The sequence below is a fragment of the Paraburkholderia sp. RL17-347-BIC-D genome (genome assembly GCF_046027915.1).
GTDB lineage: Bacteria > Pseudomonadota > Gammaproteobacteria > Burkholderiales > Burkholderiaceae > Paraburkholderia.
In genome coordinates this window covers 30,857-56,301 of sequence record NZ_JARESS010000026.1, presented here as the reverse complement: position 1 = coordinate 56,301, position 25,445 = coordinate 30,857, and the positions used below count along the sequence as shown (strand labels likewise).

General features: G+C 55.5%; 22 protein-coding genes. 6 read left to right on the top strand and 16 right to left on the bottom strand.

Annotated elements, in window-relative coordinates; translation table 11 throughout:
* The first annotated feature begins 856 nt into the window (after nucleotides 1-856).
* Complete coding sequence (locus P0D96_RS29180) at nucleotides 857-2,086, top strand: porin (RefSeq protein ID WP_408316929.1); 1,230 nt, start codon at nucleotides 857-859, stop codon at nucleotides 2,084-2,086.
* A gap of 488 nt (nucleotides 2,087-2,574) precedes the next feature.
* Here the strand turns inward: P0D96_RS29180 and P0D96_RS29175 are convergent, their stop codons facing one another.
* The 9 genes from P0D96_RS29175 to P0D96_RS29135 all read right to left on the bottom strand — a co-directional run bounded on the left by P0D96_RS29175 (nucleotide 2,575) and on the right by P0D96_RS29135 (nucleotide 12,800).
* Nucleotides 2,575-2,817: a hypothetical protein gene (locus tag P0D96_RS29175; protein ID WP_408316927.1), complete on the bottom strand. Its 243-nt coding sequence runs from the start codon at nucleotides 2,815-2,817 to the stop codon at nucleotides 2,575-2,577.
* Between the two features lie 198 nt (nucleotides 2,818-3,015).
* Complete coding sequence (locus P0D96_RS29170; protein ID WP_408316925.1) at nucleotides 3,016-3,837, bottom strand: TetR/AcrR family transcriptional regulator; 822 nt, start codon at nucleotides 3,835-3,837, stop codon at nucleotides 3,016-3,018.
* 514 nt (nucleotides 3,838-4,351) lie between these two features.
* Nucleotides 4,352-5,395, bottom strand: coding sequence for a porin (locus P0D96_RS29165; protein WP_408316923.1), 1,044 nt, complete (start codon nucleotides 5,393-5,395; stop codon nucleotides 4,352-4,354).
* A gap of 283 nt (nucleotides 5,396-5,678) precedes the next feature.
* Nucleotides 5,679-6,602, bottom strand: coding sequence for an ABC transporter substrate-binding protein (locus P0D96_RS29160; RefSeq protein ID WP_408316921.1), 924 nt, complete (start codon nucleotides 6,600-6,602; stop codon nucleotides 5,679-5,681).
* A 10-nt stretch (nucleotides 6,603-6,612) separates the two neighbouring features.
* On the bottom strand, nucleotides 6,613-8,352 hold the full coding sequence (locus tag P0D96_RS29155) for a CocE/NonD family hydrolase (protein WP_408316919.1): 1,740 nt from the start codon (nucleotides 8,350-8,352) through the stop codon (nucleotides 6,613-6,615).
* Between the two features lie 16 nt (nucleotides 8,353-8,368).
* Entirely contained in the window at nucleotides 8,369-9,106 is a 738-nt protein-coding gene (locus P0D96_RS29150; RefSeq protein WP_408316917.1) for an ABC transporter permease, read from the bottom strand.
* Between the two features lie 29 nt (nucleotides 9,107-9,135).
* A complete protein-coding gene (locus tag P0D96_RS29145) occupies nucleotides 9,136-9,693 on the bottom strand; it encodes an ABC transporter permease (protein WP_408316915.1) in 558 nt (185 codons plus the stop codon).
* A 196-nt stretch (nucleotides 9,694-9,889) separates the two neighbouring features.
* Nucleotides 9,890-10,756: an ABC transporter ATP-binding protein gene (locus tag P0D96_RS29140; RefSeq protein WP_408316913.1), complete on the bottom strand. Its 867-nt coding sequence runs from the start codon at nucleotides 10,754-10,756 to the stop codon at nucleotides 9,890-9,892.
* A gap of 304 nt (nucleotides 10,757-11,060) precedes the next feature.
* Nucleotides 11,061-12,800, bottom strand: coding sequence for a GMC family oxidoreductase (locus P0D96_RS29135; RefSeq protein WP_408316911.1), 1,740 nt, complete (start codon nucleotides 12,798-12,800; stop codon nucleotides 11,061-11,063).
* A 593-nt stretch (nucleotides 12,801-13,393) separates the two neighbouring features.
* On the opposite strand from P0D96_RS29135, the gene P0D96_RS29130 reads away from it, so the two are divergent.
* Nucleotides 13,394-13,984, top strand: a complete 591-nt coding sequence (locus tag P0D96_RS29130; protein ID WP_408316909.1) for a malonic semialdehyde reductase — start codon at nucleotides 13,394-13,396, stop codon at nucleotides 13,982-13,984.
* 93 nt (nucleotides 13,985-14,077) lie between these two features.
* On the opposite strand, the gene P0D96_RS29125 is transcribed toward P0D96_RS29130, so the two are convergent.
* The 5 genes from P0D96_RS29125 to P0D96_RS29105 all read right to left on the bottom strand — a co-directional run bounded on the left by P0D96_RS29125 (nucleotide 14,078) and on the right by P0D96_RS29105 (nucleotide 18,996).
* Nucleotides 14,078-14,770 (bottom strand): TetR/AcrR family transcriptional regulator, encoded by a 693-nt coding sequence (locus P0D96_RS29125; protein ID WP_408316907.1) that lies wholly within the window; start codon nucleotides 14,768-14,770, stop codon nucleotides 14,078-14,080.
* Between the two features lie 127 nt (nucleotides 14,771-14,897).
* On the bottom strand, nucleotides 14,898-16,544 hold the full coding sequence (locus P0D96_RS29120; protein WP_408316905.1) for a purine-cytosine permease family protein: 1,647 nt from the start codon (nucleotides 16,542-16,544) through the stop codon (nucleotides 14,898-14,900).
* A 125-nt stretch (nucleotides 16,545-16,669) separates the two neighbouring features.
* Entirely contained in the window at nucleotides 16,670-17,503 is an 834-nt protein-coding gene (locus P0D96_RS29115) for an alpha/beta hydrolase (RefSeq protein WP_408316903.1), read from the bottom strand.
* The gene (locus P0D96_RS29110; RefSeq protein WP_408218746.1) at nucleotides 17,500-17,895 is read right to left on the bottom strand and encodes a RidA family protein; all 396 of its coding nucleotides are present in this window, start codon (nucleotides 17,893-17,895) and stop codon (nucleotides 17,500-17,502) included. The genes P0D96_RS29115 and P0D96_RS29110 overlap by 4 nt, the downstream gene beginning before the upstream one ends.
* A gap of 6 nt (nucleotides 17,896-17,901) precedes the next feature.
* On the bottom strand, nucleotides 17,902-18,996 hold the full coding sequence (locus tag P0D96_RS29105; protein WP_408316901.1) for a 2,5-dihydroxypyridine 5,6-dioxygenase NicX family protein: 1,095 nt from the start codon (nucleotides 18,994-18,996) through the stop codon (nucleotides 17,902-17,904).
* 481 nt (nucleotides 18,997-19,477) lie between these two features.
* On the opposite strand from P0D96_RS29105, the gene P0D96_RS29100 reads away from it, so the two are divergent.
* Both P0D96_RS29100 and P0D96_RS29095 read left to right on the top strand, forming a co-directional pair.
* The gene (locus P0D96_RS29100) at nucleotides 19,478-19,894 is read left to right on the top strand and encodes a winged helix-turn-helix transcriptional regulator (RefSeq protein WP_408316899.1); all 417 of its coding nucleotides are present in this window, start codon (nucleotides 19,478-19,480) and stop codon (nucleotides 19,892-19,894) included.
* Between the two features lie 325 nt (nucleotides 19,895-20,219).
* Nucleotides 20,220-20,480: a transposase gene (locus P0D96_RS29095; protein WP_408218751.1), complete on the top strand. Its 261-nt coding sequence runs from the start codon at nucleotides 20,220-20,222 to the stop codon at nucleotides 20,478-20,480.
* Nucleotides 20,481-21,149: 669 nt separating this feature from the next.
* Here the strand turns inward: P0D96_RS29095 and P0D96_RS29090 are convergent.
* Entirely contained in the window at nucleotides 21,150-22,418 is a 1,269-nt protein-coding gene (locus P0D96_RS29090) for an MFS transporter (RefSeq protein ID WP_408317028.1), read from the bottom strand.
* A 106-nt stretch (nucleotides 22,419-22,524) separates the two neighbouring features.
* Here P0D96_RS29090 and P0D96_RS29085 point away from each other — a divergent pair, with 106 nt between their 5' ends.
* The gene (locus P0D96_RS29085; RefSeq protein ID WP_408218754.1) at nucleotides 22,525-23,409 is read left to right on the top strand and encodes a LysR substrate-binding domain-containing protein; all 885 of its coding nucleotides are present in this window, start codon (nucleotides 22,525-22,527) and stop codon (nucleotides 23,407-23,409) included.
* A gap of 85 nt (nucleotides 23,410-23,494) precedes the next feature.
* Here P0D96_RS29085 and P0D96_RS29080 read toward each other — a convergent pair whose 3' ends face one another.
* Nucleotides 23,495-24,391 (bottom strand): LysR family transcriptional regulator, encoded by an 897-nt coding sequence (locus tag P0D96_RS29080; RefSeq protein WP_408316897.1) that lies wholly within the window; start codon nucleotides 24,389-24,391, stop codon nucleotides 23,495-23,497.
* Between the two features lie 110 nt (nucleotides 24,392-24,501).
* Here P0D96_RS29080 and P0D96_RS29075 point away from each other — a divergent pair, with 110 nt between their 5' ends.
* Nucleotides 24,502-25,425 (top strand): alpha/beta hydrolase, encoded by a 924-nt coding sequence (locus P0D96_RS29075; protein WP_408316895.1) that lies wholly within the window; start codon nucleotides 24,502-24,504, stop codon nucleotides 25,423-25,425.
* Nucleotides 25,426-25,445: the final 20 nt, after the last annotated feature.

Sequence of the window (25,445 nt, the reverse complement as noted above, 5' to 3'; positions counted from 1 at the left end):
AAGATCCTATCTAAATTCGCGAGTGGCGTTCTGGTCTCTCGCTGCGTAATCAGCCTATGAGGCACGGCGATTCGAACCGATACTCTCTCTGGCATGCTGCTTCGAGCCGTGGCATTTCTAAAAGAAGCGCCGCGGAGCCGCCTCACGCACGTGACTCTGCCAATAGAACGGATTGTATCGTTCGCTTGTTTCTACGCCGGGTAGTCGTACCTACACTAGGCTTTCATATGGATACACGCCATAACCTCCGATCGCCCGCCTGATAGGCTCCTTTGAATGGGACCTCTTGTCGAGCAACAACGACACCTGATGACCCAGTGATGCAGGGTCGGACGAATGATTGCGATTGGGCGTAATTACATCATCTCGTGAAATGCATGATTACCAGCCCACAAGTCTCGTGCCATGTCGCGCAAGCCGCGCATAACATCATGCGAATGGTCAAGCTGCCAGAAAATTTCGAGTGTCCGGTTCAGTGCTGGTTTTTGGTTTCGCAAACCTATTGATCGCGGCCAAAACAAGGTCAGCGGCATCTCTCTCTATCGATGGACATCTTCAAGAGCACCTCGCCGCATTGGAAGATAGTTCGTTTCGCATTGATTTTCTAACAACATCAAGCATATGGATATCAGGATCAGATAAATAACCTGACCTTGAATACATTGATCCGATTTACGAAATAGTCTTGACCAAATACGTCAAGGATTAGGAAAATATTATGCAAGCAGCTGCTGACATCTCTGTCGTTAGCGAAATTTGACGTCGTTCAGGACACCAATTCTCCGCTGACGGACCAACTGTCTCATCTGCAAACATTTTATCCCGATCATCTCATTTCCCCTTATTTCGTATTCCTATGAAGAAGATTTTTTTTGCTTTCAGCATTCCCTGTTTCTTGGCCGGAACCGCGAGCGCACAGAGCAGCGTCACGCTATACGGCATCGTAGCCGGCAACGTCACATATGCAAATAACGTACAGATTGGGGCAACGCCCAGCTCGGGGAAGCCCATCGGGGGAGCACAGGTGGCCCAACTCGACGGAAGCTCCTCGGGACTGGGAACAAGCCGTTGGGGTGTGAAGGGCAGCGAGGATCTAGGCAGCGGAATAAACGCAATTTTTCAACTCGAGAGCGGACTTAATATCAACAACGGCACGTTGGGGCAAGGTGGCACCGAATTCGGGCGGCAGGCGTGGGTCGGCTTTTCCGAAAGCCGTTACGGCAGGCTCACTTTGGGACGCCAAGGCGACACGTCCGTCGAATTCGTATCCCCGTTGCTGTACGCATTTTCCTGGGGCAACCTCGCGATCCGTCCGGACGACTATGACAATCTGAACTTTACACATCGCATCAATAATTCGATCAAGTATCTATCAGCCTCATACAACGGCCTTCGGTTTGGCGCGCTGTACAGCTTGGGCGGTGCCGCAGGCAGCCCCGGACAAAATCAGGTGTGGTCGGCGGGTACCAGTTATACCGGTGCTGTCTTTTCGTTTGCAGCGTCAGTCAGTAGCGCCAGGAATCCGAACAACTCACTGTATGGCACCAACGCGAATGCAAGCGCCACAGGCAATAACTTTGGTTCAGCGGGGTCTTCGACGACTGCTGAATCCAACCCAGCGATTGCCGGATTTGCATCTGCCGAGAGGCAGCAGACTATCTCGGTCGCGACGACCTACACGGCAGGCGCGGTAATTTTCGGCGTCAACTACTCGAATACGCAGTTCCGTGGACTTGGCTCCATGGCCTCCCTCAACACGCTTTCCTATAGTGGCTCGACAACGCTCAGCACTGCTGGCATCAACTTACGCTACCAAGCGACGCCGTTCCTGCGCTTCGGGACGTCATTCGATTACACGTACGGTGGGAGCGCCGGTGACAGGACCGGAGCAAAATACGAACAGTGGAATCTCGGCGCCGCCTATTCGTTGTCGAAGGCAACAGACCTATATTTAACCGGTGCGTTCCAACACGCGACTGGCATTGACTCGCTAGGAAGGTCGGCGGTAGCCCAAATCGGTTACCTGTCGCCCTCTTCATCGGATAAACAGGTGGCATTCTCCGCGGGCATCAAGCGTCTTTTCTGAGCAGGGCATTGGACTATGGTACCTCGAGACAGCGAGGTACCATAGTCCGCATGCAGTCGGTCGGCAGCTAAATTTCACCCTGCCACTCCGAGCGCCACACAAAAAATGAGATCGTGGCAATTTATTCGCCGACACGCCTTTTGCGTCTTCTCTGGGCGAACGTCCGCCGGAAGGTTTAGCAGGCTTGACGAGAGACTTGTCCACGCGACGAAGTGCATCGGTGTAGATGCCTCGAGGAAAGTTCGCATCCGTAACGCACGCCTCATGCGCCGCTCGTCACGCGCTTTCCGTCGTAATTTACGGCGTAGTGCGCCCTAACCAACCGTGCAAAAGACATCCACGAGAACGCTCGACACAACCTCGCGGCTGCCAACGGCCTCCCCGACCAATGAGACCGCGCGCGTAAACGGATACCACTTACTTCCTCACCAAGTCTTATCTGCCCATCCAGGGAGCGCAACAATTCCTGGCTCACCTCCCGACAACGATTAGTCGATTGCCATTAATCGGTCGAACGTGTGACGGCTATCGATGTCGGAGGTCATCGCTGCGGGTTCTGTCTGGACACCAAAGAAATCCGGAGCAAGCAATGCCTGATTGCCCAGGAATGCGCATTGTTGTGCACAACCCCAACCAGGCGTACAAAATAGTTCCTTTGGGTTGGCGGACTGGAAGCCGGTGGCGTAGAAGGTCAACGTTTTTGGATTGAGACGATAGCCGGATCGTTGCACCCGCCGACCTGCTTGCCATTTCCATTGAAAAGGCACGTCTCAACGAAGTCCCACAGATAGCAGACGAACAACCGATTGGGGCGAATTTGCACCCGCACCAGAAGCTTGGCCGCGGCGATTCAATACGCATACTGCAGACGCCGCTACCCGGCGAGGGTCTGGCCGGGACGCAAAGGTTTCACATACCCTCCACCGTTGTCATCTCGTCCGCTTTTGGCGCGGAGCTCGCTGCCGGGATAGGTCAGAACCCGGCCGGGGAGCAGTCTGGTTGTTGGGTGCGGAGCACACTGTGGCGTTTGCATGCACGTCGGTGCCCGCGCTCACCGGGAGCAGACCCACCAGTCGCTCCGGCGAGAGCGCAATATCCGGGTATCGGCTCCGGAGATATTGCTCGACAGACGCCAGCGCACCGACCAGACCGTGTCTGATGATGTCACCGGAAGAAACGGTCAGCGTCAGCCCATATACATGCTGCCTGAAAGGGTGATAGTACAGGCCATAATGAAAAAGCCAGAGCAGCTCGATTTCCATATCCGACACCCGCCCGATCAGATTTGAGGAAAAACCGAGTTCCCTTCTGATTTCCCTGGCGATCAGCCTAAGCAGCGGCTCCGTGACTTTTTGAATGTATTGCCGGTTGAAATCTCCGCCCTGCAAAGACGCGTGCATATGGATGCGAATCCACTGGAACGTGTACGTCGAGGCCGAATAGTGTTCGAAGAACAATAGCAGCCTGTCGAAGAGCGGGGTGGAACGGTCGGAGATGATTTTTTCCCATCGGCCCACGTCTTGCTGCGTCGTTAGCCGCTCAAATACTGCCGCAATCAGCGCGTCCTTGCTCTCGAAATGTCGATAAAGGATTGCCTGACTTACACCGACACGCTCCGCGAGCGCCCGAGTGTCCGCAAAAAAACCAACTTCTGCAAAATATGCGATCGCATGATCCAGAATGACTTTGCGCCGCTCCTCCCTAGGCATTCTTCGTGAAGTTGTTGCGCTGGACTCAGGACGCGAAGCCATATTGCGAAATATCCTAATAGCAGGGTCGAAATAAAGATCAAAATATTGAAATTCCCGCCATGTGAACCGCCGGACCGCATCGAAGCACTTCCCAACAGCTGGCGACACGGCAGACGAAACCCATGGAAAGATTGTCAAGCAGCCTTTTGGCCCACTTATACGCTATCGTAGTCCATAAACGATATTTGTAGAACAATCCATGTAGTGAGCGAAGGGAATTTTTGTCGGTCGTCGCACGACGACGGTAGCCCCCAGGGCCCTATCAATGCAGCGCCGCCGCTACCCGACGCCTGGCGAGGAACCAGCGACCTGATAAAACTTCAGGAGTGCCGCGGCAAGGGAGCGGGAAATCCCTCAGAATAGGGCCAGCGCGACGGGTGCCACGAATTTCGGCGCGACACCCAAGATATGGCGATTCCCACTGCTTCATCGCCGCCCTTTGTGCGACATACACAATGATCGGACCGAGCGGCCGGACAGTGGCACTCCGCCCGCAGCACAGTATCACCGTACCCTAGAACAAGTGATTGATACCAATCATTGCGCCCGCCTGATTGAAGCCACCCGGAGAATTAAAGTCATAGGTATTCAGAGTGAACGACGTACCGCCGTGGTTCGCAAGAACACCGGCATAGGCATAAAGGCTGGTGGACTTGGAAAGCAGATACGTCGCACCGGTAAGATACCAGGTTGGTTGTCCCTCATTGTCGCTGGTATGATAGTGGGCGACCTCCCCAGTCACGAAGAGCGCTGGCGTAATCATGTATCTCAAGCCGCCAAAGTAGGTATAACCCGGTGGTGAGAGATGCAAGTCGCCACTCACATGAGTATATGAGGCAAAGAGCGTCGCATCACCAATGGCATAGCGCAACGCAAGGTTCACGCGCCGATCGACCTTGGATGAGAGGTCGCTGCCCGCTGCTTCTGTTCCGTGCGACTGCTCATAGACCACAACTGCGCCGAGCGACGCCCCTTGGTACCTCAGCGCGCCACTGGAAAAACGACCAGCGTTAAAATTTCCGGCAACCTGCTGCCCGAAGCCATACATGGCGACAGCGGATATGCCGGCGTAAGTCGGACTAGTCCACTTAATCGAGTTATTTTGGCTGAAACTCGCCACGGGAACATAGTTCGTGGCGCCAGCCGAGTATTCAGCAACATACGTGGGCTCAAAATCGATCGCCTGCTCGGCCAGAATACTTCGCTGAACTCCCGCTGTCAGAGTCCCGAGGCGCTTGCTGTCCAATCCAACGTACGCGTAACGATCGAAGAGTGTTCCGGCAATGTCGGAACTTCCGTTTGCCATGCTGAACCCCGACTCCAGCCTGAAAATCGCGGTGTAACCATCGCCCAAGTCTTCCCGCCCGACCATACCAAACCGACTAGGTTGCTCGTTGCCCGACTGGAACCCAATGGTTCTGCCACCGTTGCTGCCAGCATGCGTCAGATATTGAACGCCCACGTCGACATCGCCGAACAAGGTCACCGACGACTGTGCATGACCTGCCGCACAGGCCACAATACCAAGTAGTGGCAGAAAATGCTTCAAATTCTTCATCACTTTATCTCCTCTCAAGTATTGCGATTTCGTATGAAATAAATTTCAGGCCGTCATAGACACAAATTTCTTCAATACAGTCACATTTATTTTGTTTTCTACTAATTTATTAGAGTCTCTCAGGTTCTGAAAAATCACCAAGCTGCGACTGTCGGGATGTTGATTCAAATGAAAACCCGACAAACGATCAGAGGAATACCGATCCGGGTTTTCCGTGTCCCGTTATCTTTGATAAGGCATCCGAATCAACACGAACGAATAAACCTGGCTTAATGAAAATATCTCAAGGCGCAACCAGATTTGTCTTTGGCTCTGAGTGGATCTGCCCCTCCTCAAGGTCAAGCTTCACCCAGTAACGCATATCCTCTTCCGTCACTTTCGCGACGTAGTGTGGAAGGACGGTGTTAGCAATGACCTCCGGAGGCAGTTTGGTGTACTTGGCGAGATCCACTTTGGCAGCTTGAGGATTCTTCTCGATGAACTGAATAGCCTCACCGATTGCTGCACGGAATCCCTGTACCGCGGCCGGATTGCGCGCGGCCCATTCCCTGGTCGCAGTGAATGGCGTGATCTGGGTGCCTTCCGGCATGATGCTGTCGAAGTATGCCAGGACGCTCGCCCCGCTATTCTGGACCGCGCGCTGAATGAACGGTGCCGCCGTCACAGACGCTTGAACACTCTTTGACTTCAATGCATCTCCAGCCTGCGGCATTCCAACTTCGATAAAGCTAACCTGATTGGGTGCAAGGCCGCTGTCAGCCACGTACTTGCGAGTCAATACATAGGACATTCCACTAATGGCCGGAACGCCAATCTTCTTCCCAACCAGATCTTTACCATTCTTGATGCCGCTATCGGCGGCGACCACGATACCGAAATTCTTCCCGGCTTTCGACGACACGGACGCTCCAGCGATCGCAACCAGATCGAGCCCTCCCTCGTTCGCGGTAAGCATAGCCGCCGGTGGGACGCCCGCCACTTGCAACGATCCGGACTGAAGGCCAGCAAGGATGGTTGAGCTCATTACCGTCGTAGTTGTCGAGTCAAGGCCATGCTTCCTGAAAAAACCCTCCTCCTGCGCGACCCACGCCGGAAGATAGTCTGCCGAGGGTGATGAGGCGATCGCAACTTTTGTCTGGGCGCAAACAGGTACTACAGAGACGGCGAAGCACATAATCGAACAGACCAGCGAAATGCTCTTGCGCATGATTAATCTCTTACAGGTTGTGGTTGGGAATGACAGGAAGAAGTACCGACGACGGGAACTCGCCGCCGGTATGAATGGTTGTCATGCCGCCGAAGACGTCAGCGGGCCGATCAGAATCGACATCATGCAGATGAATCGAACAACCGTGCATCGGCGTGCCCCACATGGAAGGCAGCGGTTCTGGCAAGCGATGATCGAAGTCCTGCCCAGCGACCGTCAGCGCGAGCCGGTAACCCCGTGGCAGGATGATCGAGGTCGGCCAGATCTCGATATCTAGTTCGTACACGTCGCCCGGGAGCAGCAACTGATCCTCGTCATGGACATGCCACGGGCGGTACGGCAACGACCGAGCCAGGTCGAGCTTCCGTCGTGACGCACGCAGCCACCCGAAGCTCACCGGGTTATTAGGATCGGTCGCTCCCGCGAATAGCACCTCGCGACCGTTCGGACCGAACGCACGCAGAGTCAAGAAAACGTCGGCATTTACGGTCGATGAGGACACAAATAGCGTGGCGGACACGGGCCCAGTGATCTCGCCCTCCTGCTCCTGCTCAGGTCCCCAGAATGTCACCCCATGAGACAAGGCATGGAACGCCGCCTTGGCGGGCGCAGCAGACTGACTTCCCAACGACAGCGATGCGGCATCGAGGAAGCTGCGCGTCCAATCCGTTCGCGCCAACGGCCACTCGTGCTCTGTACGCTGAATGAAACCATCGGGACGCCGCAGGTTCAGCATAAGCGGTGGTTCGCGATCCCACCCGTTGTCCTCATCTTTAAGAAAGTGGTCAAAGAAACGTCGCATCAGCGCACGTCCTCCTGTCGTGTAGAACTCGGTCCAGTGTTCGAAATTGTGCATCTCGAGCCACTTCTTCTTCGAGCCAGACCGCACAAACGCCTCGATGTTTCCGCGCAGATGATTCGCGAGCCCACCCCAGTTTCCACGTGACAGCATAGGCACCTCGATATCCTCCAGCACCGGGGTTCGTTCCAGATAGTACGAGTCGGTGGCATAGACGTTCTCGACCTGTTGCTGCGTCAAGTCAGCACGCCGACCTTTCAGCACCTCTGGAGCCTCGGTTTCCGGGCCAGCGATCGAATCCCCTGTATTGGGGTTGATGGGCGCTCGATCACCCGCCCCATGCTGGATCGATTCGACTTGAATCGGATACCAACGCAACATGAAACTACAGAGAATCCCCCCGTGACGGACTGTGTCTCTGTAGAGATCGGCAAAGCCTTCGAACGGACAAATGGCGTGCAGATGGGGAGGCTTAAGAGCCGCCACTTGCCACTGGTTAACCGCGTAGTAAGAAATGCCCGTCAGGCCGATCTTTCCACTGCTCCACGACTGAACGGCCGCCCATTCGATGCAGTTGTAATAGTCCTTCGTTTCCCGGGCGGAGAGACAGTCCAGATATCCCTGTGAACGGCCGGATCCGCGCGAGTCGACGCGAATGCAAATGTAGCCATATGGCACCCAACACTCCGGATCGGCGACTTCAAAAGATTGGTACTTGTTAGTCGATTCTGCCACTGCATCCGGGTGATCGCGCGTCAATTGCCGCCAAACGGGCGCGTAACCGGTCTGCATCGGAAGGCCCTTCGCATAGGGGCCGTGACTCATCAGAACTGGATAGCGGCCCGGGCCAATTGGTCTATAGACGTCGGCACGTAGAACGATCCCGTCTTCCATGGGAATGGGTACATCCCATTCGATGATCATGTCGTCGCGCTGCTCTGTCTTGTGCATTGTGGGTGCCTTTAAGTTATTGAGGTTGCTGCCACCGCAAGAGTCGCCTCTCGGCCATCCCAAGTATCGCGTTGCTCGCGAGGCCAATCAATGCCACGAGTGCAATTCCCGCGAATAGGTCGTCGGAGCGAAAGTTTCTGGCGGCGTAAAGCATCGACAGGCCGAGACCGTCCTGCGAGGCAATCATTTCTCCCACGACGGAAAGCGTGAGTGATGTCGTCATCGACAACCGCATGCCAGTCAAAATGTCGGGCGTCGCATTAGGGATGCCGATCTTCCAGATGAACGCTTGTTTCGACAGCCGTAGGCAGTCGCCTACTTCGAGTAGACGTGGCTGCACATTCGCAAATCCATGCACGGTAGTCAGTAGTACCGGCCACATGGCGCCGAAGGCCACGACTGAAAGCACCATGTTGGCGTTCAAGCCAAAGATCGCGATAGCGAGAGGCAGCAGTGCTGACGCAGGTAGTGGTCGAACGAACTCGAGCATCGGCTGCAACATACGGCGCGCCCCTGGCGAGATACCGATCACGGCTCCCAGCCCGATACCGACAATCGATGCGAGCAGCCAACCAACCAGCATTCGAATAACCGTAGCCAGCGCCTGCGCGCCCACTGTGCCATCCCGCAATCCCGCGGTCAGGACAAGTATTGTCGCTTCGGGCGTCGGAAGAAACAGTCTGTTCACAGCGCCGGAATGGCTGGCAAACCACCAGATAGCCAGCAGCGCGAACAGGAGCGCCAGCGAGTCCACGCCAGCGAATAGCCTGGAACACCAGACCCTCATATGATCGCTCCCATGCGGCGTGCCAGTGCCGTTTCGAGCCTGATGGTCGCGAGATGAATCGCGTATCCGAGAAGGCCGATCCAAAGGAGCCATGCCTGCATCAAGGACGGATTCAGGCTTTGCTGTGCAAACATCATGGCGAATCCCATTCCGAACGGATTGGCTACGATCTCCACTGTGACCGAAGCGATGAGAGCCATACCGATGGCGAAACGCATTGCCAACAGCAGACGTGGGACGATGGCCGGCAAGATTATCTTCAGGCAACGCTGTAGCGGTCCCAACCGCAACAGCGCGCTCAGTTCAAAAAGCTGGTGATCGATCTGTAACACTGCAGCCGTGGTGAAAATCAACGAAGGCCAGAATGTGGCGAACGCGGCAATGCTAATCTCCATGCCCATGCCGAATCCGAGAAGTAGCATGGAAAGCGGGATCAGCGCGATTGCAGGAATAGCCCGAAAGACCTCCACCGAGAGAAAGGCCGCGCGACGGCCACGGCGCCACATCCCAAGGCACACGCCGGTCGAGACACCGAGGAGCGTTCCGATCGCCATTCCGGCCGAAGCCGTGGCAAGCGTGAACAGCGTGGCACCCCAGAGCGATCCATTCGCTCCTGCCCTAAACAAGGCCCAAACTGCGGTAATTGGCGGTGCCAGGGTGTCGCTGCCGACTCCGAGGGTCCTGCAGTACACCTCCGCCGTCACGAGACTGAGCGTGGGCACTATCCACGGGATTGATAACCGTGTGAACCTAGTCATGGCCGTGCTCCAGAAATGCAAACAGTTCGTGGCGCAGCGAAAGGAACTCAGGGTGCTCCTTGGTAGTAAGTTGATCGCGTGGCCGGGGCAGGTCTACCTCCAGCATCTTCGCGATACTTGGTCTGGTCGGTGTAGGGTTGGCCTGCAGCACGATAACTCGATCGCCTAGATAGATGGCCTCCTCCAGATCGTGCGTCACGAAGATCACCGTCAGACGCTCGTCCTGCACAAGGCGAGCAACTTCGTCCTGCAGGCTTTGTCGCGTGAGCGCGTCCAGCGCGCCGAAAGGCTCATCCATCATGAGGACCGTCGGTCGTTGCGACAGACAACGAGCAATCTGTACTCGTTGCTGCATGCCGCCGGAGAGTTGCGCGGGGAACTTTCCGGCGTGACTCAAGAGTCCGACTCGCTCGAGAACATCCGAAATGCGGCTCTTCCGCTCGCCAGAGCGCACGTTCAGCGCCTCGAGCGCGAAGCTAATGTTGCCCGCGACCGTTCTCCACGGCAGCAACGCCCGTCCGTAATCCTGAAAGACAAAGGCAACATCCGACGAAGGTTCGACCACCTCGCGGCCTGCTATACGAACGACTCCCGCCGACGGCTTCGCGAGACCTGCCGCAATCCGTAGCAACGTCGTTTTGCCGCATCCACTGGGCCCGACCACGCACACGAACTCCCCACGCTTGATGGTGAGGCTCGTTGGTGACACGATCTGACGACCGGCAAGCTCGATCGTTACCTCACGAAGATCCACCAAGACTGACGCCGACTCGGATCCAGGCAAACTGGCTCCGTCTCCAGTGCGGCCGAATCGCGCCAGTCCTTCTCGATTCTTCAGATTTCCAATCTTCGCATTCATATCGGTTTAGGTGCGTGAGCAAAAAAGCAAAATGACAATGCAACTCGAATGCTGACAGCGTCAGTGTGTTACAAGAAAATCTCTCGCTGTTCTTGGCACAGTATCTCCGTGCCATGGATGATTTTCATCGATTCAGCATCCTTGCGCGATCCGACATTTTCATTTGGACTACTTATCGATCGAAATCCGACTATTTTTATATGAAGCTTCGCCGTCCAGTGGCCCTCCGATGCAAGTCAAATTCGAATCGACCTACTCTCTACACAGCAAGGAGGGCTACCCAAAAGATTCACATTCGCCGCTTCTACCCCGGCCGGCGCATGGCAGCGGCTAGCTTCTCCCCTATCATCAATGTTGGAAGATTCGTATTGCCGCGCGGCAGCGAAGGCATGATCGAAGCGTCTGCAACGCGCAAGCCGGTTACTCCCTTAACTTTCCCGTCTGGACCAACAACGGTTCCCGGATCCGACAGGTCACCCATCCTGCAGGTTCCTGCATGGTGGCCCGAAGGCGCAACGTATTCGAGTGCCAGAGCTTGCAAGGCTTCATCGTTCATCGACAGCAATTCCGCAGCCGTTGGCCCTCCGGGCATGGCCCGCTTCAACAATCTGCGAGCAGCGGGAAATGCGTCATACAGGTAACGCGTCGCCCGGCTCAAAGATCTATTGGCCAGCGTCGGCTCATTTAGCCGTCTGAGCCGCGCGGAGAACTTGACTGCAAAGAACTCCGCATTCAGTTGGCGCAATTCACTGGATTCGGCCAACGTCGCCATGTCGCGCAAGCTCCGTACGGCCAGGCGTCGATCTTCCGGGTGAGAAAGGAGATCAAACTCCGCGATCGCAGGCAGTGCCGGGTCCGGACCTCGGAGCGTAATCTTCCCCCGGGAACTTGGTTTTAACAGATAGCTCTGGAGGGCTCCCAGCGCCCGCCCAAGGGGATGGTTTGCAGTTCGGTTTAACGCCAGAACGTAAAGATCGGGCGCATTATCCGACTCCCCGGAACTGTAACGGATACATGAGTGGACCGCGGAAATCGTCGTCTGCTGTTCCCTCGCATGCCTGGGCAGGAATGCGGTTAGGAATAGCATCGGGTGGTTCTGCAAGTTCCGCCCTACCCCTCTCAGGTCATTAACTACAGGAATCCCTTTTGCGTGTAACTGCTCACCCGGTCCGATACCAGCTCGCATCAGGATGGCGGGGGTGAGAAGCGCACCTGCGCACAGAACGACCTCTCCGGCAAACGCGCGCGCCATGTCATTGTTCTCCAGCTTGATGTCGACGCCGTTAAAGCTTGCACCATCACCGACGAGACCAACTACTTCCGCCCGTGTCAGAATTCGCAGATTGAGCCGTCGTCGTACTGCCGCATCCAGATAGCAAATGGAACTCGACTGCCTCCGCGCAAAGGCATGTGCAAGCGGCAATGCCGCAACTCCGGAGCGAAAATCCGCATTCATATCGGCCACATAGGGAAGACCACGTCCGGCAGCGTACGCTGCCATCGCGTTCGACAGCGGCGGCCAGTCCGACCTTGGGTTACGCCTGATACGGACAGGCCCAGTTTTACCATGCAGGGCGTCATCGAAGTCTAGATCACATTCGAGCCTCCGAAACCAAGGCAGGACATCTTCCCACCCCCATCCAGTCGCGCCCCCCTTCTCCCATAGATCGTAGTCGTCCGGCACACCTCTCAGTGAAAGCATGCCCATCAGTGATGATCCTCCGCCTAGCACCCTCGCCTGATGCGCAAGCTCCGTCGCCGTCGCATTTTCGCCGAGGTAGCTTGCCGGCACCCGCCAGCGGTAGCGCGGATTGAACGCGGAGTCGGCGTGGACCGACATTATGTCGGCAGGCTCCTGACCAGGAACGATGTCGTCACCCGCCTCCACCAGTAACACCCGGCATCCATCATCTTCGCTAAGGCGACTTGCCAATACGCAGCCCGAAGTGCCGCCACCAACAATCACGTAGTCGTAATGCCCTAGATCGACGACATCGGATGCTCTACAACCCTGCATGACTTTCGCTCCTTCGGCGCTTTCCACCGACCAACAGTCGGCTACAGCATAAATTGGGGGAGTTCCCCGTCGGCTCAACGTTCAGTCCAGATCAACCGGTTCTCAGTTTTCGCACCAATCCGTTGCCCTGAATTCGCTTTGCAAATCGGCCGACCTATTCTCATGGCAAGACGTCGAATCGCTGTTCGATCATCGCCTCTCTTTTGCTTCGAAATCATATTGTTAGCATTTGCTGACACCGAGTATGCACAGCCGATATCTCAGTGTCAAAATCTTTCTCGAAGGACTAGGGAAAGTCCCGTGAGACCTGTTTCACCTTCAACCAGCAACAATCAGCCTGCACAGGTTGATGTGACACACTCAGGTCATAGCGTCAGGGATTCAGTCCGCGCAGGAATATCGCCCTTCGTACAATAAGTAGTCCGATTGATATAAGCGGTCCGAACTTGGTTACGCGGGCCGATACGACCGCTGACAACCAGCGAGGTTGTCTCAAACGGAGCGGCTTCGTTCCGAAGCCTTGAACCCGACAAGTGATGTGGTATCCCAAAGGTGCCTACTGTTCAGTGGATACGAAAGCTCTTAAACTGACGCGACACACCACGTGAGGATATATTGCTATGACCACGCCGCTCGACAATGAAGTACTTGACCGCGCATTCCGATCAGCCAGAACGTTCAATTCCTATTTGGACAAAGCTGTCGAAGTGGACACGCTGCGCGAGCTTTACGACCTGGTAAAATGGGGACCGACATCAACAAATCAACAACCCATGCGTATCGTATGGTGCACCAGCCCTGAAGCGAAGTCGAAGCTCGCGGACCTCTGCGCAGCCGGAAATGCAGCAAAGGTACGAGCAGCCCCCGTCACCGCGATCATCGGAATGGAAATCAACTTTGTTGAGTTGTTGCCACGACTGTTTCCGCACGCGGACGCACGACCGTGGTATGCCGGAAACCAGGCACTGATTGAGGAATCCGCATTTCGAAATTCCTCTCTCCAAGGGGGGTATTTCATCATCGCCGCGCGCCTTCTTGGTCTGGATACCAACGCTATGTCCGGCTTCGATGAGGAAAAAGTAAACGCCGCGTTCTTCTCGAACACCAGCATTCGTGTCAATTTCATCACGACACTCGGATACGGCGATGCTTCAACGTTGTATCCGCGCGCGCCGAGGCTCACCTTTGACGAGGTGAACCGCGTCATTTGAACATGCGCCAGCCGTAACGTACGACAGAGTGCACGTTTAGTGTACGGCCGATTGCCTGCTGTAGGAACTCGCTCCTACAGCAGGCAATCGTACTCAGGCAACACTAGCTTGATGTTTCTTCAGCTCGAGACGCTTGACGGGTACCTCAGGATATTTCTCGCGGAGATGGGACTCAACTGCAAACAAAGTGCCCGGCAAAGCCTCTTTGATCAGCTCGGAAAAATCGACGGATTGTTGCAGTCCGTAAACGTGCTGTCTGAAAGGATGATAGTAAAGGCCATAGTGGAAGATCCACAGAATCTCGATTTCCATGACAGACGTGTCGCCGATCATATGCGCCGGAAACTTCATCTCCCGCCGTATCTCCTCTGCGATGAGTCTTAAGATCGGTCCGGTGACGTTCTTGATAAATTGACGGTTGAACTGGCCACCGTACAGCGAGGCGTGCATGTGAATTCTGATCCATTGATACGTGTAGGTCGTAGACGCATACTCATGGAAGAACCGCGACAGACGAACCAGCAGGGCTTCGCCACCATTTCGTATCGCGCCCTCCCAAGCCGAAACATCCTGCTGTTCAGTAAGACGTTCGAAGACCGCAGCAATCATTGCGTCTTTGCTAGGGAAATGCTTATACAGGATAGCCTGGGTTACCCCAATCCTCTCCGCCAAAACTCGTGTATCCGCATAAAATCCACAATCCGCAAAATACTCGACTGCGTGATCAACAATGTTCTTCCGCCGTTCGCTTCGTGACATCCGGCGCCCGCTTGAAATGCTCGACACTGTTGCTTGCTCCGTAGCTGATGTGGCCGAAAAGATAACACGGTTGGCTCTGACAGCGCACACCGCGAACATACGCTTGGCCCTTAATCCGCCTCTCAACCCCGAGAATACCTTTGGTCATGGCGCGCTACGCCAAGCCTCTGGCATTACGCACCTGAGCCTCCATTGATTGTGTCTGACAGATCTCGCCACAGGATTTTTCGACGGCACAGCATTTTGAACAGATATATTTGTTTTGATGATATGGGCATTGAACGTAATCGGAGCGGTGATAGTCACCATGACATATTGAGCACGTTTGTTCGACGGCGAGAGCAGCAACCGTCGCAGGCATCCGGGCGAAATATTGCGACACGACCCAATCAGAGTTTCGTCCCAGCGTGATGATGAGCGGAAACAGAAAGGCCATCGATCCGGCAACCGGAACTGCCCAGAGTCTCGCCGTCTGTCCAATCACGCCACTCGCAAGCGCAATTCCGAGAGCTGTCGGTAGCCAGAGTGAAACCAGGCCTATGAAGTTGTAACGCGCCGTGTACGCCCGACGGAACTCCGACCATTGTGGAAGTCCAAAGCGCCGCCGTACGAAGGTCACTTCACCGAAGAAGACCATCGTCCAGTTGAAGAGAAATACACTGATAATGGTCATTATCGTACTGAAGTAATCGAGAAAATGTGACGTTGTAATCAGGAAAACAACCAGCATGAAAGGGGCGAGATACGTCGATCTGTTCCATCGCAGTTTGAGGACCTGCGACGAAAAATTCTCAAGCGCATTGGTTCCAAAATAGGCATTGATCACATTGACTCTCAGCTGTGTTACTACAACAAGCAGAAGTCCGTAGGTCGCCAGCACCCGTACCAACGCGATCCCTGGATCAACAACCTGTCCAGCACTGCATGCCAGCAGATAGATCCCAAGCAGCGGAGTCGCAAGTACGGGTATCGTCGCGCCGATCAGCGAGGTCAGGGTCGCTGCCTTTACAGCTTCTTCGCGACGCGCAAACCGTGCCGTGTCTGTTGAAAGAAGTATCAGGATGGAGCCAAAAAGGCCGCTGTACACGCCAAAAGCACCTAACACGCCTTGCCATGAGAGCGCCACATGATTCGGGCTAACTGTCCACCAGTGGCCGCCGATCAGTGCCGTTTTGACGGTATCGGACCAGCCCTGCGCAAGGCCGACAAATGCGGCAACGATTCCCGCGATATAAATCCAGATGGTAATTGATTGAAACCTTGTGAGAAATTGCATTCCGTATAACGTGAGCGGCACGAACCCAATGCAAATTATCGCCACTCCCATCTGATATCCGATCAAAGGGAAGGCCTCGGTCAACGCCACAGCCATTACGTGGGCTTCGAGTGAGAAATATATGGTTCCCAGCAAACCCAATATTACAAACTGAAATGCCGAGCCCCGGAATCCAAACGTATGCTTACTCATTAGCTCAAGAATGGCGCCTTCCTCCGACGCTTTCCTTGCCATTATCCAGACACCTATACACGTGTAGATCAGCGTGGCTAGCAACGCAAGGATCGTTGCCGGCGCACCAAAATCGTGAGCAAGCAGGGCGGCCGTTAGAGGTGAGGCCATCGCCGTCGACATACCGCTGAATGCCCACAACGTGCTCCACGCACTCCACCGCCACGTCGAAGGTACACGCCGCAATGCATAGTCATCTTGCGCGGTGGCACTCCCCCCCGCACGTTGACGGGGAGACCTCGTGTCCATCACCTGCTCTATCGGAATCTTGCGCAGTTCCTCTATCCTTTCCATCGCCATTGCTCCCAAGCTGTTCTGTATGTTGTGACTACCCTTATGCCCGACGCTATCACGCACCCATGGCGGGTATCGTCGATGCGACCTCTTGCATTCCGAAATGCCTTTGGCGGCCGTGCTACTCAAGCCACGATCGTGTTCATGAAGCTGAGCGCCGAATTAAACCACTGCCCTTTGGTATTTGCAGCCTCATAGGCTGTCTCGAGATGGTCGCAACGCCCCATTTCGAGCGCCTGACACGGGACACCTCGGTATCGAAGTAATTCGACAAACTTGAGCGCTTGCTGACGCAGATGCGCAAAGTCGTTCTCACCCCAGGCAATCATGAATGGCGCTGATTCTCGATCAACGTGAAACAGCGGACTTGCCGCTATTTCATTGTTGATCGCGGTCTGGCCAAGAAACCGTGGACGCATCGATAGGCCGCTACCAGCGGAAAAATCATATGTCGCAGACAGCGGAAGTGCGCCCTTGATAAATCGCTTTGGCAACCCGTTGTCGGTCAGAAATTCTCTTCGCGTTCCGAGCAATGCAGAAAGGTGACCGCCGGCGCTGTGTCCTCCAATGAAAAACTTTTCGCGATGACCTCCGAACTCCCCCACGTTGTCTGATGTCCATTGAAGTGCGGAAACAATATCCATCACATTCGCTGGGAACGTGTAGGCGGGCGCCAAACGATAGCTGATGGCGATTAAGGTGACCCCAGCGGCTATGAGTGGCGGTGCCATGAAGCCCATCATTTCCTTGTAACCGTTTGTCCATCCGCCACCAAACATCCATCCGAGTACGACGCCCGAAGGATTAGGGGATGGATAAACTGTCAGCGATTGATACGGATTCCTACCGAGTTGAAGTTCAATACCGTCGATTCCCTCGCTAAGCGAAAAACATGTCTTTTGGTATCGCTCACCAAATTCCGAGAGCGGTTCTTGGGGCGGATAATCTTCAATCTTCATAGATCCTCCGCCACGACTGCCGTGACCGCAATCTCTACAAGCCATTCGGGACTAACGAGCGCAGCCTGAACGCAGTATCTGGCTGGATACGGTGGCACGAAGTATCGCTTGTACACTTCGTTGACGGCAGCGTAGTCGACCAGGTCACGCAAGAAAATCTGAACGTGGACCACGTCTTCAAGTTTTACGCCTGCTTCGGCCAGTATCGAACGGATCGTCTCAATCACGCGAGTGGTCTGCACCTCTGCGTTTCCTAATCCGATGGTCTGGCCCGCGGCATCGATAGAGACGATACCCGCCGTGAAAATCATTCGACCTTTGGCGGAAGCGGCCAAAGAATAAAGCCCTGTGCGCATCTGCACATCGGTCGGGCTAATCGCGGTCCACGTCATTTTCGATCACCCCGCTATGCGTCGTTCTTCAGTCTGTGCGACTACCATCTGCGGATCCACGATCACGCCGTCTTTGATCACGGTCTTGTCGTCAAACGCGACCGTGCAGTCAAACATGGGCAAATCGAGGTGAGCCGGCGTGCGGTTCGAGCCACCCCCTTGATCGTTGGGCCCCGTGGAGAACAGGAAGACACCCGGCCATGCCCTGGTGTGACTGGCGATACGATCCATCTGATTACCCGTAAGCGTCACCTGGTCGAGAATCGAATTGGGATTCAGACCCCAACCAAGGTGCGAAACAGCATAGGGATCAAGGTCTTCACTATGTTTTTTGTGCCCTTCAAAGAATCGCTCCATGATCCGTCGATCCGCCCCGGTTCCTTCGATTTTTCGGATAAAACCGCGTTCAATCGTGAGTTTCACCGTGCTTTCGAAAGTACGCACGTACGGCAGGATCCAATAGTCACCAGGCTGTAGCACGATCACGCCCTCCGATCCATCCGGGTTCGGCCAGGTAGAGAAGTGAGCTCCACCCCAAGTGTCAACGACACCCGGTTCGTCCGCATAGCCATACTGAATGACGGTACCGAGCTTCCCAAGCTGAGCAGTGAAATCCGTGCCGGCAGGGCTCGTCACTCTCATAACCCGCGACTGTTCCGCGAGCTTTCCAGCATAAATCACCGCTTCCTTAAGACCAGGAGGCGAGATCAGTCGCTTCAGTTCGTCCGGGCCGTCGATGATCAGCAGGAAGCGTGTGCCCTTCTTTCTTCCGTTTTGCAGCCAGTGCGAGCCAAGGGCAACGTGAAAGACCAGAACCAGATCTGCCGCTTCAACGGCAGCGACAATCTCAGGGAGCGCCGAGATCGTGTCACCACCGCCCTGGCTGGCAATCATATGGCTATTGAACGGCTCTGCGATCCGTACCTCATAGATGCTGGCACCCAATTCTTCAGCGGCCGCGAATGAAGCATCGACATAGTTTCGGCTGGTTTTCAAATCGGTAATCAGCACGATCTTGGTTCCAGCCGTGACCTTGCACATTGCCAGCTCTTCGCGAAAGAGGGGTGTGAGGGTGAAAGGGTTGATGTCTTGCGTCTGCATGTCATTCCTCATAAGAAGTAGCAAAGAAAGTAATCATTTGCTAACTCCAAGTATGCAGATGCTCACTTTGAGGGTCAAGCGGTAAATAATGGCTGGGACACCAGGTAAATCCACTACAAAGCGATGCTCAACAACTTGCAAAGCTACGCACTAGCAACGCCCATCTTTCGCTCAATTAGTACGCGTGGCAACGCTAGTGCCGTCGCCTCATCTCTTCATGCGCGCTATGACCGCTGCGCCGCCCCGGAGAGAGGTCCGTCGATTACGTTCGCCCTCTTGCGGGCCAGCCTGCCTGTCACGTCCGCGCTGCGCACTTCACGCGAAAACCAACTTGTCGGCTCCCGTCCCATCCCGTCCCGCGATGCGTTGCCACATCCACAAAAGTCAATTCTGTGCTAGCATTGTAAGCAGTTGCTAACAGCATCCGACGGACGGGTGTTTTTCGTCTCTGGTGGATACCCTTCATTAACCTGTAGCCGGTATGTTGTCGATTACTTTTGGAGACCACAATGCGATGGTACATGCCCTATCTTCTCCTGGAAGTCCCCGATCTTTCACCCCGGGCGCAGCTGCGAGTTGCCCAATAGTGGAGTTTGTTAGCCTCGTTTCTGGGAAGTGGGCGGTTCCGATCCTGTTTCGTCTGATAGGCGCAAGTGGCCCCATGCGCTTTCGCGAGTTGCAACGAGCAGCCGCACCGATTACCCAAAAGGAGCTGACCAAACAACTGCGACTCTTGGAGTCACGCGGCCTTGTCCGTCGGACGGTGTTTGCAGAACTCCCAGCGCGTGTGGAATACGAAGCTGTCGACGCAGCGGCGAGCCTTCTTGAATCACTCGAATCATTTGCTGCGGAGATGCGTCGCCAGGGAGGACTCTTAGATTCCTCTGGTCCGACCTAGGAAAATGCTACTCAGGAAAGCCGTGCTCGCTCGGTATTCCATCGGCGCCAGCATCAGTAAAGATGCAAGTATAGGCATGTTGAGTTGTACGGCGTTTGTTGCGGTGACGCTGGAGGCATTGCCTAGGTCGTATCAGGTTAGGAAAGCCGCAGAACGCCGCTTGCGCGCTGCCTGAGGGCAGCTCTCAGTCTGGTCATTGGACGCCGTGTCCACTCAGTTTAGGTCGAAGTCGATCCGCACCTGTTCGCGGTGCTGGCACTCCGTGCAAGATCCAGCTGAACTTCTGCACCGTGTAGGGCGCGCCTCTACCAATTAGGGGAAACGTATGGACATCCCTCTTTCCGACGAGGATTGGGAGCGTATCAGTCACTTGTTGTACCAAGAGTCGAAACAACGGGGTCGGCCCGCTAGGGATCCGTGCGACCTGCTGAATGCAATTCTCTGGGTCATAACCCACAATGAAAGGTGGCACAGGTTACCGGCTCACTTTCCCCCGTCGCAGACCTGTTATAGCAAATGGCTCCAATGGCGACGCGCCGGCATTATCGCCAAAATAATTGTTGAGCTAGGAATTAAAGAGAGCTGACGAACAGCGTCGATTGTCCGAACAGTTTGTCTGGGCGTAAGATGGGGGGCTGGGCAGTGCAAGATGTTACTGCAGAACGCCGGTGCCAATGGCGACTCAAATGCTACTGTCAACGATGATCCTCGCCACGCATCGCTTTAGCTCAACGTGCCGTGTTCGGCCATTCAATATGCACCCGTTGTCGACGAGTGCCCAGCTGGGTGAAGTAGTCGCGCAGTTCGCGGCGGCGTCAAATAAGTGAGGAAGACGGGCCCAGGCATTAGAGCCGCGAACGGCCCAGAGAATAGATCCGTCGGGGAAGCACAGAAACCGCACTCAATTTGGACGATCCTGGCAGCAAGCGTTATCCCCTTTTGACGGACGTGACTGGCCGCCGCTTATTTGGGCTCGTCAGCCAAGCTGCGACTGTACCGGTGAACTATTCAGATGTACTGTCTTGTACTCCTCACAGCATTACACGAGTGTCGGGCCGAGGGCGCCTGTTTTTTGAATATCACGCTCCTGAATGCGGGGAGGCGCTACTTCTGGTTTTTCGAATACTTGCTAGCTATGGTCCAGTTCGCCGAGCATCGAGTCAGATCTTGAGTGATCAGGTCCCTTCGCGAGAGACCCTTGGGCACTTCGCATCTCAGGAAGGAGTTGCGTTGACCGAGATGCTCGGTTGACTTCTCAGTTATAGTCTGAGGATATCGCAACTGTGCTTGCCGGCTGTGGGCGCCTTTTTTTCGCGGGAAGAAAATACCAAATCCCAGTACAAGACTGAAGAACGGCCAATACGATCCACACGTACTGGTGGTCCACGGCTAGGTGGTGTCCGACCGACGTCGGGACGCGTGCAAGCACGGCACCGATAGCGGCTTGCAGTACGAAGATGGTGAGGAATATCACGAGCGTAAAGGTCGCGTTGACGCGTCCGATCAGCCGTGCCGGGAAGTGATTAGCCAGTACAGAATATGTCAGAACTCCCGTGCCGCCGAACGCCCCGTAAGCAGCCCACAGCACCGGCTCCGGCAGTGGTGCACGCAGTGCAATCGCCAATTGAGTCAGGACGAAGAGTACCATCGCGATGCCTGAGAATACATAGACGGACACACCTCTCTTTTGCACTAACCGCGCCCATGCGCCGAAAGCGATGTTGCCGACGATGAACGCCATTCCCAGCACGGAAATGATTGCAGCGGAGCGTGACGCAGCGACCTGCGTACTAGCGCGGGCGAATACGACATCACGCAGGAAAGCCCCGACCCACAGCGACTGCATTGCGTAGAACACGCCCTGCGTGAGGCCAGAGAACGCGGCGAGCTTCCAGAAGGCGTGACTGCGTAGTACCTGCCAGGTGCCGGCAAACTGTTCGGCAAATGTGGCGCCTTGGGCCTTGTCGTACGCGGGTGGGGCGAACAGCCAGACAGCGGCGGCAGTCACCGCCGTAGTCGCCGCAAGCCCCACGGTTATCGTCCTCCAATCCACAACCGACAATAGCCAGGTAAGTGGCGAGCCGACAACGATGCCGCCGACGCCGCCCGCGGCCATCACGATTCCATTCACGAACGTGAGTTGTCCGGTCGGAAAATGCTGCGAGGTTGCCTTGAATGCGCCACCGAGGCAGGCCGATACGCCAACACCGATCAATAGTCTGCCCGCCAGCATCACGCCGAAACTGTGTGTGAGCCCAGACAACATTGCGCCGGCAGCCGCGACAAGCATGAGCAGGGCCGTTACGCGGCGTGGTCCAAAGTGGTCGAGCATCACACCAGCAGGAATTTGTGCACCTGCGAGCCCGAGAAAGTAGAGGCTGGTCAGAGTGCCTAGATCAACAGTGGACAGGCCGAGTTCGTGGGTCAGGAACGGAGCGAACCCGAGGTTGACGCCTCGGAACAGATAAGACACCAAGTAAGCGAGGGAAAAGACGGCGAGAAGGCGGAATCTGAGGAGCATCATGAGCAGAAAGGTCGCGTGATAATATATGGAGAACCGATTATTCGCGATCGTCGGAGTCGGCGCCAACGAGAAATATCGGCAGCAAATATGAGTAAGATTTGACGCCATGGCAACCAATCTCCCTCCCCTGCAGGCTCTCCGTGCACTCGAAGCTGCTGCAAGGCTGCGTAGTTTCAGCCGAGCTGCAGAAGAACTTCATTTGACGCCTAGTGCTGTCAGTCACCATGTGCGGGCATTGGAGGACCAACTCGGCGTCGGACTGTTTTACCGCGCAGGCGCGCGCATGATCCCGACGCCCGTCGGCGCGCAGCTGGTTGAACGTGTGAGACGAAACCTCGACGATCTCAGTAATGCACTCGACACGTCGCGTCGAGGGGTAGAAGGGGCGGCGCGACTGGAGGTGAGTGCGATGTCCGACCTGCTTTCGGTCTGGTTGATTCCTAGGCTGAGTGGGTTCTACGATGCGCATCCGCAAATCGACCTATCGCTGCGGATGCACTCTGGCGTAGCACTGCCAGACCCCTTTGCGTTCGACATCGGAATCTGGCACCGCCGTGTGGACGAGCCCGGGTTTCAATCCCGCAAGCTACTCGAGGACCAGGTCATCGCGGTTTGCAGTCCTGCACTGCTTGCCCGCTATCCTTCGTTCCGAATCGAAGATCTACCGAGCATGCCGCTTCTGCGTTTTACGCGACGCTCGTGGCGCGACTTCTTCGAGGCAGTAGGAATTCGCGCGGACGAGCCTGAAAGAGGACCGGTGTTTGACGATGCCGGCCTAATATTGCAGGCAACCGTGAGCGGACAGGGGGTTTCAACTGCACGCTTGCAGCTAGCACACGGCTATCTTCGACGCGGGGAGTTGGTCCAGCTTGGGCAGGCGAGGATACCCTCCGCGCTCGATTACTATTTCAGCTGGCGAGAAGGACATCCGCGCGAGGCTGCAATTTTGCAATTCTATCGCTGGTTGAAAACGCAACTTAGTAGCGAGTGAGCGGGCCGACCTATGTCGTCCAGTTATCTAGATAGTCACGTCCACATTTTGAAATACAGTTTCTTGCCATCAAAACCGTCTGAAATTATGCAAGATCGTTACTCCACCGATTTACCAACAGGTCGATAAAGGCGCGAATTCTTGGTGAGAGGTGTCGCCTGCTCGAGTAGATGGCGCAGATGGGCACGATCTCGGTCTCGCGGCTTTTCAGAAGCGGCACAAGATCGCCCTGGGCAATTTCGGCATCGACAAGAAAATGAGGAAGATAGGCGATCCCCATACCCGCGACGGCGGCGTTACAGATCGCCTCACCGCTGTCCAGCCGCATCCGGCTCCGTCCGTTCATTTCAACCCATTCGTCGTCGCTCCGAAAACGCCATGTTTGCCGCCGGGCCTGGCTGCTGAAGACCAGACAATCGTGATTGATCAGGTCGTCGAGCTGTTTAGGTTCGCCGCGCTCGTTGATGTACGAAGGAGATGCGCAAAGGACAGATCGGTGCCGGGCTATCACGCGTGAAATCAAATTCGCATCCACTTCGGCGCCGCCCACGCGTATCGCAAGGTCGAACCCTTCCTCGACTATATCAACTACACGGTCCGTGAAGCTAACGTCTACCTCGACCGCAGGCCAGGCCTTCAGGAAAGCTTGGAGCGCCGGAAGCACGCAACGCCTTCCGAATGCGTCAGGGACTGTCAGCTTCAACAAGCCTCGCGGCGTCATAGAGTTCTCACCGACACCCGCTTCGGCCTCTTCCAGATCGGCAAGAATCTGACTGCACCTTTCATAGAAACCGCGTCCCTCCTCAGTGAGGCTGAGACTGCGTGTCGTCCGATGAATCAATCTTGACCCCAGTCGCGACTCTAGCCGGGTGATTGCCTTTCCAATCGCAGAGCGCGTAAGACCGCGAGCGCGACCCCCAGCTGCGAAACTCCCTGCGTCGACTGCTGCAACAAACGCCATGACTTCATCAAGATTCGCCATTCAAAGTTCTCCACTGTCGCCCAATAGTCACCAGGGTGTAGCCCCCTGTTCACCACCGCATGATCTAGCATTGCTTTTGTCGATTTCTTATCTACAATTGCGAGCAGCATATGACATACAGCAACGAGGTACAAACAGCACTCAAGCACTGGATCGAAGCTTTCGTCGATCTCGCGCCGCACTTGCGAGGTGAGCCAAGTGCCATCAGCATCGATGCGGCACGTGCAGCTTACGTGGAGTTTCTTGCCACCAATAAGCCGCCAGCGGACGTCGTCGTCGAGAATGTCCGCATGGGCTCGATTCCCGGGACGCTTGTGGTTCCCGAGCGTCTGCAAAACGACAGGGTCATGCTGTACCTCCACGGCGGCGGGTATTTCAGCGGCAGTCCGGACGGGTATCACGGCATAGCAGGCCGATATGCAAAACTCCTTCGGGCCCGAGTGTATATGCCGGATTATCGGCTCGCACCCGAGTGTCCGTTTCCAACACCTATCAACGACGCATTCGATTCGTATCGGTGGCTCCTGGAACAAGGACATGATGCGAAATCAATCGTTTTTTCAGGAGATTCGGCGGGCGGCGCCATGGTGGTCTCGCTGATGGTGGCCGCACGAACCGCTGGTTCGCCACTCCCTGCCGGTGGCGTTGCGATCTCGCCTTGGGCCAATCTCGAGCACACAGGCGCGTCGATGAGCAACCGTAACGGCATCGACCCCATCGTTACCAAAGAGGCACTTGACCTCATTGCACGACGTTTCCTGAATGGCGCCCTTCCAAATACCCCCGAGGCGTCGCCCGTATTTGCCGATGTTCGCGGCCTGCCACCGATACTCATACAGATCGGCGAGAACGAAGTTATGCTCAGTGATGCAATGCGGCTCGCTACACATCTGGCTGAGAACCGCGTGCGAACTTCGCTCGAAGTTTGGCCGAACATGTTCCACGTCTGGCCAATCTTCGCTGACATCCTGCCGGACGGCGCAGAGGCGCTGCGCAATGCAGCACGTTTTCTCGAAGATGTGTTACCGCACTGAAGTCTATGGCATCGCCAACA

Excerpts from the sequence above, each read along its gene's own strand:
- P0D96_RS29110 (WP_408218746.1), bottom strand. The coding sequence starts at position 17,895 with ATGACGTGGACCGCGATTAGCCCGACCGATGTGCAGATGCGCACAGGG.
- P0D96_RS29130 (WP_408316909.1), top strand. The coding sequence starts at position 13,394 with ATGACCACGCCGCTCGACAATGAAGTACTTGACCGCGCATTCCGATCA.
- P0D96_RS29140 (WP_408316913.1), bottom strand. The coding sequence starts at position 10,756 with ATGAATGCGAAGATTGGAAATCTGAAGAATCGAGAAGGACTGGCGCGA.
- P0D96_RS29120 (WP_408316905.1), bottom strand. The coding sequence starts at position 16,544 with ATGGAAAGGATAGAGGAACTGCGCAAGATTCCGATAGAGCAGGTGATG.
- P0D96_RS29080 (WP_408316897.1), bottom strand. The coding sequence starts at position 24,391 with ATGGCGAATCTTGATGAAGTCATGGCGTTTGTTGCAGCAGTCGACGCA.
- P0D96_RS29170 (WP_408316925.1), bottom strand. The coding sequence starts at position 3,837 with ATGGCTTCGCGTCCTGAGTCCAGCGCAACAACTTCACGAAGAATGCCT.
- P0D96_RS29180 (WP_408316929.1), top strand. The coding sequence starts at position 857 with ATGAAGAAGATTTTTTTTGCTTTCAGCATTCCCTGTTTCTTGGCCGGA.
- P0D96_RS29075 (WP_408316895.1), top strand. The coding sequence starts at position 24,502 with ATGACATACAGCAACGAGGTACAAACAGCACTCAAGCACTGGATCGAA.
- P0D96_RS29095 (WP_408218751.1), top strand. The coding sequence starts at position 20,220 with ATGGACATCCCTCTTTCCGACGAGGATTGGGAGCGTATCAGTCACTTG.
- P0D96_RS29145 (WP_408316915.1), bottom strand. The coding sequence starts at position 9,693 with ATGGCGATCGGAACGCTCCTCGGTGTCTCGACCGGCGTGTGCCTTGGG.
- P0D96_RS29085 (WP_408218754.1), top strand. The coding sequence starts at position 22,525 with ATGGCAACCAATCTCCCTCCCCTGCAGGCTCTCCGTGCACTCGAAGCT.
- P0D96_RS29105 (WP_408316901.1), bottom strand. The coding sequence starts at position 18,996 with ATGCAGACGCAAGACATCAACCCTTTCACCCTCACACCCCTCTTTCGC.
- P0D96_RS29165 (WP_408316923.1), bottom strand. The coding sequence starts at position 5,395 with ATGAAGAATTTGAAGCATTTTCTGCCACTACTTGGTATTGTGGCCTGT.
- P0D96_RS29090 (WP_408317028.1), bottom strand. The coding sequence starts at position 22,418 with ATGATGCTCCTCAGATTCCGCCTTCTCGCCGTCTTTTCCCTCGCTTAC.
- P0D96_RS29115 (WP_408316903.1), bottom strand. The coding sequence starts at position 17,503 with ATGAAGATTGAAGATTATCCGCCCCAAGAACCGCTCTCGGAATTTGGT.
- P0D96_RS29100 (WP_408316899.1), top strand. The coding sequence starts at position 19,478 with ATGTTGTCGATTACTTTTGGAGACCACAATGCGATGGTACATGCCCTA.
- P0D96_RS29155 (WP_408316919.1), bottom strand. The coding sequence starts at position 8,352 with ATGCACAAGACAGAGCAGCGCGACGACATGATCATCGAATGGGATGTA.
- P0D96_RS29160 (WP_408316921.1), bottom strand. The coding sequence starts at position 6,602 with ATGCGCAAGAGCATTTCGCTGGTCTGTTCGATTATGTGCTTCGCCGTC.